At 37.9% G+C, this 11,273-nt stretch carries 9 protein-coding genes; 2 read left to right on the top strand and 7 right to left on the bottom strand.

The window, feature by feature from the left end; genetic code table 11:
- The 5 genes from AC1DV1_RS27400 to AC1DV1_RS27380 form a co-directional block, all read right to left on the bottom strand.
- Positions 1 to 1,939: ATP-binding protein (locus AC1DV1_RS27400; RefSeq protein ID WP_477366547.1), on the bottom strand; the 1,939-nt coding region annotated here is incomplete at its 3' end.
- A complete protein-coding gene (locus tag AC1DV1_RS27395; RefSeq protein WP_477366544.1) occupies positions 1,936 to 3,669 on the bottom strand; it encodes a hypothetical protein in 1,734 nt (577 codons plus the stop codon). The genes AC1DV1_RS27395 and AC1DV1_RS27400, both read right to left, overlap by 4 nt.
- 106 nt (positions 3,670 to 3,775) lie before the next feature.
- Positions 3,776 to 4,099: a hypothetical protein gene (locus AC1DV1_RS27390; protein WP_477366541.1), complete on the bottom strand. Its 324-nt coding sequence runs from the start codon at positions 4,097 to 4,099 to the stop codon at positions 3,776 to 3,778.
- Between the two features lie 435 nt (positions 4,100 to 4,534).
- The gene (locus AC1DV1_RS27385) at positions 4,535 to 5,695 is read right to left on the bottom strand and encodes a pYEATS domain-containing protein (RefSeq protein WP_477366538.1); all 1,161 of its coding nucleotides are present in this window, start codon (positions 5,693 to 5,695) and stop codon (positions 4,535 to 4,537) included.
- Positions 5,695 to 7,125, bottom strand: a complete 1,431-nt coding sequence (locus AC1DV1_RS27380) for a hypothetical protein (RefSeq protein WP_477366535.1) — start codon at positions 7,123 to 7,125, stop codon at positions 5,695 to 5,697. Before AC1DV1_RS27380 ends, AC1DV1_RS27385 begins: the two co-directional genes overlap by 1 nt.
- 633 nt (positions 7,126 to 7,758) lie before the next feature.
- Here AC1DV1_RS27380 and AC1DV1_RS27375 point away from each other — a divergent pair.
- Positions 7,759 to 8,223 carry a hypothetical protein gene (locus AC1DV1_RS27375; protein ID WP_477366532.1) on the top strand — a complete coding sequence of 155 codons (465 nt, stop codon included), beginning with the start codon at positions 7,759 to 7,761 and terminating at the stop codon, positions 8,221 to 8,223.
- 283 nt (positions 8,224 to 8,506) lie between these two features.
- Positions 8,507 to 9,172 carry an adenylate/guanylate cyclase domain-containing protein gene (locus AC1DV1_RS27370; RefSeq protein WP_477366529.1) on the top strand — a complete coding sequence of 222 codons (666 nt, stop codon included), beginning with the start codon at positions 8,507 to 8,509 and terminating at the stop codon, positions 9,170 to 9,172.
- A 510-nt stretch (positions 9,173 to 9,682) separates the two neighbouring features.
- On the opposite strand, the gene AC1DV1_RS27365 is transcribed toward AC1DV1_RS27370, so the two are convergent.
- Both AC1DV1_RS27365 and AC1DV1_RS27360 read right to left on the bottom strand, forming a co-directional pair.
- Positions 9,683 to 10,558, bottom strand: a complete 876-nt coding sequence (locus AC1DV1_RS27365; RefSeq protein ID WP_477366526.1) for an RNA polymerase sigma factor — start codon at positions 10,556 to 10,558, stop codon at positions 9,683 to 9,685.
- Between the two features lie 271 nt (positions 10,559 to 10,829).
- Positions 10,830 to 11,240, bottom strand: a complete 411-nt coding sequence (locus AC1DV1_RS27360) for a DUF1348 family protein (RefSeq protein WP_477366524.1) — start codon at positions 11,238 to 11,240, stop codon at positions 10,830 to 10,832.
- Positions 11,241 to 11,273 lie beyond the last annotated feature (33 nt).

Below are 11,273 nucleotides of genomic sequence, written 5' to 3'. Positions count from 1 at the left end.
CTATGTTTTCGACTTGTTTATCAATGGTTGCACGTTGCTTTAACAATGATTTTAATCCTTCTTTTTCCTTTTGGGTATTCAAGTTAGTTGATAGGATCACTGACACATTAACAGCTTTAGGTATATCTGATAAGCACACTGGACAGGTAAATAATTCTGGACGGATCCGTAATAACTGTTGGATATCCCGTTCGAGCCGGGTCATAAGCTGTTCCGTGTCAAAATTATTTTGGCGAGTTTCCAAGATTACGCTTTGTAATAAACTTTGTTCTGTTTTTAGCCGATCAAAGTCGTTAAACAATGATTGATTCTCCTCTTTTATTGATTTTTTCGATAACGCTATAGGAGTTTTTACATAGAAGTCCAAACGCAGGTATGCTCTATACAGTGAATCTTGGGCATCATTTCTCTCTTCGTCTACTAGGGGGAAAAGTTTGGGTAACTTCAGAAGGTCCGCTTTAACAAAAAGACTATACGCTTGTAGTAACCTAATCTGTTCCTTGTTTTTGTTAACATAGATTTCCAAATCTGACTTTCTCCCTTCCAATTTTTGCACGCCGGACAATTCTGTACTGATAAGATTAAGAACCTTAACCAGTCTTTGATGTTCTTCGGTTAATGTTTTGATAGAAATAAGTGCTGTCCAGTCAATTTTCGGAAAGTCTGTGGTCATAAGAAGATCTAAATCGCTCAAGCCTGACTTCAACATATCCAACTCATTAAGACTTCTGTTGCCGTAGGATATGTTCAGATATTTTTTGTTTATGGAGTTATCTAATTGATCAAATATTTCATCAGCGTGCATCGTCTCCTTTATAAGTTGGTTGATCGTTTGCTGATCGTCATGTATTCCTTGTTGGTACTGAACTAGTGTTGTCTCTCTTAAATTTAACTCAGATAACAAAAGCGACTTATAGTCTACCATTCGTTGTCGCAAAAATTTAGTATCCTTTCCAATTGCCAAATCCTTAAATGCTTCCTCGATTTCGCTTTCATTCTTTGTTATACTTAAACGAAACGAGGCATCTGTATTGTAAAAATTGAATTTATTAAAGTTCGATGATAGCGACGAGCCAACTTCGTCTTCTGAACTATTATACCAGATCTTAGCTCTATGATGAAAAATAGTTTTGTCATTAACAAACTTCCTCAGAATATTGTCACTACTAAATTTTACCTCTATTTGATAACCATCTTGAGATCCTGAAATTCTACTATTTTCTCCAGTCACAAAGTATTCAATCGCCTCTAAAAGAGAGGTCTTGCCGTAGCCATTAGGCGCGCTAATTAAATTCACCGACCGAAAAGTAAAACCATCGTCTGTTTTCGGAAAATCACGATAGCGAGTCGGTTTCAAGTAATTCAGATGGCTAAGAAAATAATCATTGTCCTTGGTTACGTTCGCTTTGTTTTTTCGGACTTTTCCATTATATTTTTTACCCCTTATTATGAGGTCAATACCTGTGTCGGGATCAAGGTCAGCAGCAGCAATGAAATCAATATTGTTTTGGGTCAATGCCTTTAGCCAAATATCTGATAAAGCGGTCCCAGTCGTACCACGAGAGCCAGAATGATCGATGTTATAATTACGGTCCAGCCATGGCGTCAGCTCGTGGAAAGGCATAACATATTTTCTTGCAAAGTCATTATTTTGCTCAATCTCAGATTTTTTTTCTATGTCAATGACCTGATCTGTCAGAAAAACTAAATAATAATTCCATTGGAGAATTCCGGGATTCTTGAAATAGTCCCCCGAAATATGTTGCTTAAGGTAATCGGCCAAATCAATATCCTTATAGTTGCCTGAAAGATCGAAATACACTATTTGATATGGCTTCTCTTTAAAATTGCGTGTGCAACGAAAAAGTGAATAATTGCATTCCATTACATCCGAATAGTAAGATTCGAGTAATCTCAATATCGTTTGTTTGTCAGTCATATCTTTGTTTTGTTAATGGAGACAGGGTTATGGTTATTATTTTCAGCAATTTTCGGCGAACGGTCATCGTAATCTACTTTAAGTTCACCTAGGTGTTGGTATATAATCAGAAGTCTTTGACTATAAACATTATCATTTGGGAATGAATAGAGAAGTGTGGCCCTTAGTTCCCTTACTCGTATTGGGTCACTATCCCCTACATAAACCATACAGGCAGGAACATCGGTTGAACTATTGAGATTATAATTTAATGCATGACGTTGGTAAGATAATTCCCTTGAATCGATTAAGTCTTTTAAAAAGCTTGCCTGAGGTATGAGTTCATCCTTTCGGATTAGCGAAGTCGCGAGAGTAGCGTATTTGTTTAGCCATTCAATTTTTTGTTTTTTTGTCACTGGGTCCTGAAAAACATTGATCCGGTAACTATGCTCGTCATTGCCCATTTCAAAAAACTTGTTTCCGTCAGGGGACGTCCATTTTGATGTGTGGACGTTGCCAGTTGCTAACGACAATAACCGCTCACGGTTGATACTGTCAAGTTCACTGCTTAATAACAAATCAAAATCCCCGCCAATATCCAAACAACATTTGCCCAACTCTTGTTGCAGATTTTGTGGCTTATCTGTCCATTTTTCATCCCAGTACCAGCGGTTGCGCATAACCGGGCCAAATCTCGCCTGATTTTGAACATTTAACGAACGTTTTGATGTTTTTGTGTTTTCGAACTGAAAAATGGCTTCTTTTTCATCAAAGACCAAAACGCTTGCGTGTGCGATTTTCCAGCAGTTATAGTAAAGCCCAAATTTGTCATTTTGCGTAATTCGTTCATCATCGATCAGTATCTTCTTTGCTTTGGTATAAATTGCAGAATGTGAATAGCTTAACGTTATGTCATTTATCATGCTCTCTTTTGCCCAATTTAGGCAAATGATATCTTTTTCAATATCCTCACTACTGTTGGAGAAGAATTTCGTCCTGTAGTGCTTTAAACTTTCTCCTCTCGGAGAATTGTTCAGTTGAGGGTGAACTAGAAGATAAGGCTTGTCGCGAAATTGTCGCAAATCATTTTCTAAATCAATCTGCAAACTCTCCGAGCATATAATCGTTGCTAAATAAATCGATTCTTCGTTATTACGAATAATGTACCTTGCAGTTCCCAACGCCATAAATTCCGACTCTATGTGGGTTGCGCCCATATAGTATGTCTTGAATTGGAACGTCAGGATTTTGATCAATTTATTATCTGTTGATCTTCTGGTATTGAATAAATAAATTACAGGGTCTAAGAATTGATAGGATGGTGTATTTAGTGCTCTTTCTTCAATCAAAAATTGAGTATCAACACTTTGATGACACTCAATAAAGTCCTTTAATTCACTTGAAGTTATTGACTCGCAACAAAGAACCATAAGGCATTTCTCTTCGGGAAAGAGACCTTTTTCCAATAAGGAACCAAGAGCATTTAAGGGGCAAGCATATTCTGGGTTCAGGATGAGATCACTCTTCGTTTGTAAAGCTATTTCAAAAAAACCAATGTGTTTTTTACTTGCCAATGACTGATCTCGATTTCGGATTGAAGGTGTATTGCCGGTTGTTACTGTCAGATCACCTTTATGCTGGTAAAGAATTGCAGTATAATGTTCATGATCAGGCGTAAGCACGTTAAGTTGAGGCATTTTCAGGCCCCTATCTTCAAGAAAACGATCTATGTATTGATATTTTACCCCCATACGTGATTTTTATTCAGGCTCAATAAATATAGGACTTTAATCTAAAATGAAAGATTCCAAAAGTAGTGATAGACGCGATGCAATTATAGTTTGCTGGTCTTATTATTTATTGTTGGGATTTCACAAAGGGATATTTATATTTAAAGTAATCGTATAAACAAACCGCCCGGCTATGTTCAAACTCTATATTAGTCCACCAAATTTCGTTGAATTCCTCTCCCGTGATTGACGCCGCAGCTGCGAGATCATCATCTGCATTAGACGTGTAATACTTAAACGGCTTTGCTAAATGAATAAATGCAGCGATCTTCTCCAATAGCGCGAACCAAGGTTCCGTTTTGAAATAGCGTCTTGATAAACCAGATCCAACAAAAAGGAATGGCGAAGTATTAAATGCGATAGGGTGTTCGGTGAGTTCGTCCTGGAACATAAAATCAACGGTTTATGTTGTAAAGATATTATATTAAAGGAATGCGTTATTAAATATCTTTATGCCGCTAAGGTATTCTAAAGCTCAAAATCCGAGAGGATTGCTCATAAAAAAAATCATTTATATTTGACTTTCAGTAAGTTATCACAGAACACAAGGTCTACAAAAGTGGTTCTAAACATTTCGCCACCCCATGACAGATTATCTTTGCCCCTTAATGCGGTAGAAATGTTGGATTTATTTGTCAATAACCTCACCGCATTCGTTAAAGAGCTATCACCGCGAAATGTCAATATTCCTAGCCCCGACAAGCCGCTCTCATCTGAATTGATAGTAAGGGAAACAATTCCACGGATTAACGCCTGCATAAAAAAATTAAATTCATTTAGGAAAAGTGAATCTCTTGGTGAAATTGAAAATCAACTTTGATTCAAATTACTCGTCATCACGTTTGCCTTTCACGATAAGATTTTCAAATAATTCTTTAACTCTGCCATCACGGAAATAAATCTTCGCTTTTATAGGGTATCCGCCATAAACTTGCATACCGAGCCAAAAATTATCTTGTCTTAAAGGCGTATCAATTGGCTTTGGCATCGTCTTATCTAAGAAGTAGATGACCTTATCGATTTTTGAATTATCATTACTTGTTACTGTTAAGTTTACTTGATAAGGGCGTATAAAGGACCATCTGCGATTAACATCGACATTTAAATGTACATTTAAATCATCCGCTGTTGTGCCGTTACTTATAGTCATTTGGGAAGTGACAGGATCAAATTCATCCCAAATAGGTGAATAAGAGTGATTTAGGGACGTCGTTTCATCATATGTATATTGTCTGGCTTGTTCCAATAAGTTTACCCACGTATGCGAATTAAAATTCGCATTTGCATTTGAAAATAATTCATTCATAGTTCTTAAAAGACAATTTGTAAAGATAGACCCGGTAGGTGTACCTAAGGTTATTTTACCAGGATCGCCAGCCGTTATTATGAAATCCTGGTTTGATGAAAATAAATTTCTAATATTTTTTATTTGAGTGGTTGTTAAAATATCAGGCACTACACTTTTTTCAAATTGTGGCTCAAAGACGAAAGACTGTTGTGGCGTAAGATCATAATAAGCACTGCACGCCTCGATTATAGTCCATAATACTTTCGGTTTTTTTTTACGTAGCTCTATGTGACGTTGGTAAGCGGATATAAATTCATTACGAATTGCGACTTGAGGAAAACGAATGGTGTCCTTCCGGGGAATACTACCATGCGTGCTAAAGTATAATATTACAACATCGTTAGTATCAATAGCGGCATTATTAATGGATTTCTCGATTTCTTCCACGCTAAATCGAAAACCGGTCACCGCATGCTCCACGTACTCGTATTCTAATGCATTTGCGACCATCTGAAAATGCTCTCGTACATTAACATAATTGGCCCGAACTGCATCCCCAATTTCACTATCCATCGTTTTGCAAAAAAGGAATGTATGTAACTTTTGTGCACTTGAGTTACTCGGAAAAACAAAAGCCGCCAACAATAGAAAACCCTTAAAAAGCTGCACCAAACTTGAAGGTTTCAACTTAATAGTCATCAGTGACTAATTTTTAAAAGATTACCGGCAGAAATCATCGGCTGAGGAATTTCCACACTGGTTGGATTCTGTTGCTTCTTCGATAAATTTGGATCGCTGATAACGCCTTGTTCCCTAAGATCTGCGCCTACAAAAAGATATTTTATCAAATTGTAGTTAATGTTGGGATTACCCGCATGAAGGTTATCCGCACCGCCTCCCCACGCCATCCATATAAAATCGATAGGCGTTAAATCCGTTTCTGTATATACTCTATTTTGCCATCCGGATGTTGTTATCCAGGAGCCGTCTATGATCTTGTCATTCTCGTCCACGTATAGTTTATAACTATATTTTCTTTCTTTTATCCACTCCTTAGCAATCGCTGCTGCTTTATTAGCCATTATTTTTTTAGTATCGATATTAATAGCTGAAATACTGACCTCATCTTGGCAGTAAAGCTTTAAATTAATAGTTACCACTTTTTTGACAGCAGGATTTAAATTTACAGAGGCACTACCTATTGAAACGGGATTTATAGATACAACTTTTCTGTCATAGCCAACGATGGTCTCATTCCAAATTTCATTATTTGGCATCACGTCCAAGAAAAATGGTGTTTTAAATTTGCCAATTAAAAATCTTAACATAAAATCCAAAATTGCAGGATTGGGGTCAACGACGCTGTTGTCATTGTTTCTCCCAATGTTGTAGGCATGTTCGTTATAATAAAAGGATGCAGCTGCTAATGCCTTGATGTCGGCAGGATAAAATGTTACGGAAATTTGCGGATTTGGAAAAGACGTAGTGGCCCTGTCAAATACCTTAGCGCCAGCACTTGCGTTAACAGTCCTCGCCACCAACGGCTCTAACGTAAGTGCACCAGAAGATCGAGCCCCGTTACAAAACCCACAAAAATTATCGTCAGCATGACTTGGACGGTTTGGTCCTCTATGAATGAGTTCCCATTTGGTGATTCTGAAATCCTTATTTCCTACAAAAATATCCAATTTTTCAGCTGGTGATAATTTGTTTAGTTGATCGCGGGTCATATGACTTAATTGATCCCAATTGAGCAAATTATCGACATTAGGATAATTTATGCCGGCGACTGGCTGTTGATTTACAGACTCCTGCCACCTTCTGGCGATACCGCCATATTTGCATGCAAACCAATTAGATCCCCATGGCACTTCTGCATCTTGATAGTAAAATGTGGATTCTCCAGCAGAATAACGGAGATATTCTTTAATATCTTCGTTAGTGGCCCTTTTCGGCTCCTGCCATTTGGGTAAGTTAAAATTATAACAGATTTCATTTAGTAACCAACAAAACTGGGTTTTAAATTCTGTTGGATACGGGTTCGTGGCATCGCAAAGATCGAAACATTGTTGACCTTTGACAGTGCTAAATGAGAGTAGAAAACAAAGTGTTAAAATTCTAAGTTTCATCTGATAAGGTTTTAGTTAATTAACTATATTCTAATTAGTTGCATTAAAACTACAAACAAATAATCAGTTTTACAAAACCAAATAAATCTAATTTTCACCCAATTCGATTAATACATTAATACCGTTATCTCTCATTAGTATTTAAAACGATATTTCTAACTTACTTTTCCTAACATCTCAATTTTATAAGTTATTCATAGATCTATCTGTGGATTCCTATCCACCAAATACCATAGTAGGCATTTTGTTGTAAAAACATACACAGCAAAAACACCTACTATGGATAAATTAATTTAAACGTTTTTCTTTTTCGTTTCACTTAATTGCAAGCAATCTTCTTGATATATCACTGATAATGACTTCTTTTGCTTTCATAATCTGTATAAGATCTTTTGTATTTAGTTATAAAATCTCTACTAACGTGGTTTTCATCCAGAAACAATTTAATATTGGCAATCGCTTTCAAATCATCCAAAAACTTAGTAGAGTATAGGGGAGTCAGGGGTACAAAGCCTTCCTGAGAAATCAGGAGGGCTTTGTTGTTTTTACGCCTGATTTTATCAACTTAAAATCCGCAGGATAAAAAAATAAAAAACTTTAAAATATTTTTGTCGGCTAATCGTCTGCATAAACATGTACGGAACCTTATTGGCATTACACTCACTCACCCGTTGGTTGGTATTGAGTACCCTCCTGTTCGCTATTTTTAGCGCTTATCGTGGCTGGTTGTTACGAAAGCCTTATTTAAAATTCGATAACGTTGTAAGACACACCACAGCAACAACGGCACATATTCAGTTAATATTAGGCATCTGGCTATACTTCATCAGCCCGGTTGTTGATTACTTTTTGCACCACTTTGGCACTGCAGTACATGAACGCGCCATCCGTTTTTTTGGCATGGAGCATATCACGATGATGTTGATCGGGATAACCCTCATTACCGTTGGCTCGGCCAGAAGCAAACGACAGGTTAGTGACCTGCAAAAATTTAAAACAACGGCTATTTGGTTTACCATAGCCCTGGTGGTAATACTAAGTTCGATACCGTGGTCGTTTTCGCCCCTCATTAGCCGGCCAAATTTCCGGCCATTCTAAAAAAAACGATCAATACCATTACCGAATGATATTTACAACGCATGTTAAATACCATTTGGCATCGTAAATAAAAGGTTTCAGCCGGCGGCTTTTCACTATTCATATCTTATTATTGATTTAAACGGTAGTTTTTTCGGGGCGATGCGCAAAAAAAACAGTTTACCGCTATTATCCCCGTCTTCACCGGCAAGCCGCCCCGGTTTACCTTTTTTGTTTTGCCATCGTTTGGTCATCCATCTACTTTTGTTTAAAATGATTTTAAGTGTCAATCGTCTATACTACTATGGAAAATAACTATTTCATGTTGAACCCGGCACCTGCTCCCCCAGACAAAGAGCAGGAGCTTGCCATCCTGTTTCTTGATATCCGGAATTTCACCGGCTTAATGGAAGCACAGTCTGGTAACACCGTTATTCAAATTGTGCGCCGTTTGTTCACCGCCTTTAACCAAATCATCAAGAAATTTGAAGGCAAGGTGGTAGAGATAGCAGGCGACAGCTTATATGCAGTGTTTGGTTTGCAAACCGGGTTGAAAGAATCTGTAAACAATGCTTACCAGGCTGCCAAAGTGATGTTCCAGGCGGTTAGCCTGTACAACGAAGCTTATGACGAGCCTTATTATGGAGGCCCGCTCGAGATTGGCGTCGGCCTGCATGCCGGTAAAGTTTTTGTTGGCGAGTTTGGGCTGGATAACGCTCCGCAATTATCCGTAATGGGCCTCCCCGTAAACGTTGCATCCAGGCTACAGGCCAAAACTAAAGAGTTGAATAACGATTTGATCATTTCAGAGCCTGCATACCAGTTGTTAGCAGGCGACGGAGCTATCGCCCACTATCAAACTGTGCAGTTGCAAGGGATCAGTGGAGGTCAGCAGGTTCGCCTGGCAGGAAAACCATATAGTAACCGTAATCAATCCAACCTGGACTATTTACTGGCTATTTCCGGATAGCACATAAGTCCGGCTGATCAGTACGGAACAATTTCGCCGATTTTACCAGAGTTGCCCCCCGTACAAATCCCAAATAGTTTATTTCCCAACCTTTCGGACTAACCCCTTTCTTATCTGACTAACCAGGATCAACTCCAAATAAAAACCCCTTAAATCATAAAACTTAAGTGGTTTTCGACTCGATTGGTATCGCTTTTGTCGCCCTGCCTATACAAATTTCGAACCTTCCTACATGATTTGAGGTTGCTGGCTAATTTGACGTTATAAAAAATATACCTCATATAAAATTTGGGCCAATTTTGAGAGTACACGGGGCTTAATTTTAATTAGTTTGGTTTACTGGCAGCTAACTATGTATGACAACAATTAGCTTAATTCTATGGATTCTGGTGGTAGCCAGTTTGTAAAAAATGTCGTTTCCGGCAAACTTTTTACCCCTCAAATTACTTTGAGTGGCTGCCCTTGATACTATAGCCTACCAAACCTGGTATAAACTTAAAAAAGCAATGCCTATGATAATTGAAAAAGCTGCATAACCGCCGGATCGCTTAGAATATGACGGGACTTAATTTCGTTATCTTTTTTGGTTTCATAAGGTTGTTGAGTAAATAAGTACAAATATGGATTTGTAATCAGGTAATCTATCTCCCGGTTTTTACTTTCGACAACAGATTCTATAGAGTCAGTGAATTGACGGTAAAATTGTATTGTCTCCGGTGACACTATGCCGTCCTGGATATATCCTTTGGTTTTTTTTTGACAACGACAAGGAGCCGCAACATTTATTAACCCGCACTTATCCTGCATAAACCTAAATAAATCATCCTTTGCACGTTGCAGTTGTTTCCTGAAATTCTCCCGCGTCACTTCGAGAATCTCGGCTGCTACACTGGATTTCAAATTGAAGATCGCTCCAAGTATAAAAACCATGCGTTGTTGCCTGTCCAGGCAAATCAGCGCGCCTGTCAGGCATTTATTACGTGTCCAGTCTATTGCCTTTTCATTATCCACCTGCTCTTGCGGCGTCATTCCCTCATCGTTATACGCGGTATCCAAAAAATCCCCGTACTCTTCAAAGGATACAACTGATTTTTCTACTTTCTTTCTCTTAGTATCGATGAACTGATTATATACCATGCGGTACAACCAGGTGCGGAAACTGCTGTTGCCATTGAACTTGTCTAACTTCGACACCAGCGAAATTAATACTTCCTGTGTGAGGTCAGCGGCTTCATCCCTGTCATTTACAAATTTTAAGGCAAGATTATAGATAAACCGTTGATGACGATTTATCAATTGATTTAGTGAAGCTTTGGAGCCTTCAAAAAACTCCCTGATCAGCGTAAGATCATCTTCCTCTTTATATGATATACTGAAAGGCGTCATAATCAAAATGTAAATTGAATAACTTTTATTATTAATTATTAAAAAAAAATTCGAGCCAAAACATAATTATGTTATTCGAAAATTAAAAATTCATTGGTCTTACAAATATAGACAACACGCTGATTACCGGGCAAGCAAAGCTGTTATAGATAGCCTTGTTAAAGCGTAATATTACATTGTAGTTATTTACAAATAGGTTCGCGCGTACAATATGTAAGTATAACTCTCATAGTCAGCTACAAATAGTTCTAAAATTACTTGTACGTTCATTTTATAACCTGCGCTCGGATTCCGCAATTGGCACATCATTAATGCTGGCGAAACGCTTCATCATGAACCCATTTTCATCAAACTCCCAGTTTTCGTTTCCGTAAGCACGATACCATTCGCCCTCGACATTATGGTACTCATACTCAAAACGAACTGCTATCCGGTTATCGGTAAATGCCCATAATTCTTTTTTCAATTTATATTGATGTTCAATTGTCCATTTTTGGGTCAGAAATTTTACGATTGCTTCGCGCCCTTTGAAAAATGAGGAGCGGTTTCGCCATTCGCTGTCTATCGTGTAGGCTTTCGAAACCTTTTCCGGATCCCTGGTATTCCAGGCATCTTCTGCCATTTGCACTTTTTGCGTTGCCGATTCGAAATTAAAAGGCGGCAATGGGAGTTTTTGTTCCATTTAAATATGTTTAGTTGGTATCTAAAAGTAAAT

This window comes from Mucilaginibacter sp. P4_D1, assembly GCF_056401935.1.
This window is presented reverse-complemented; position numbering and strand designations above follow the sequence as displayed.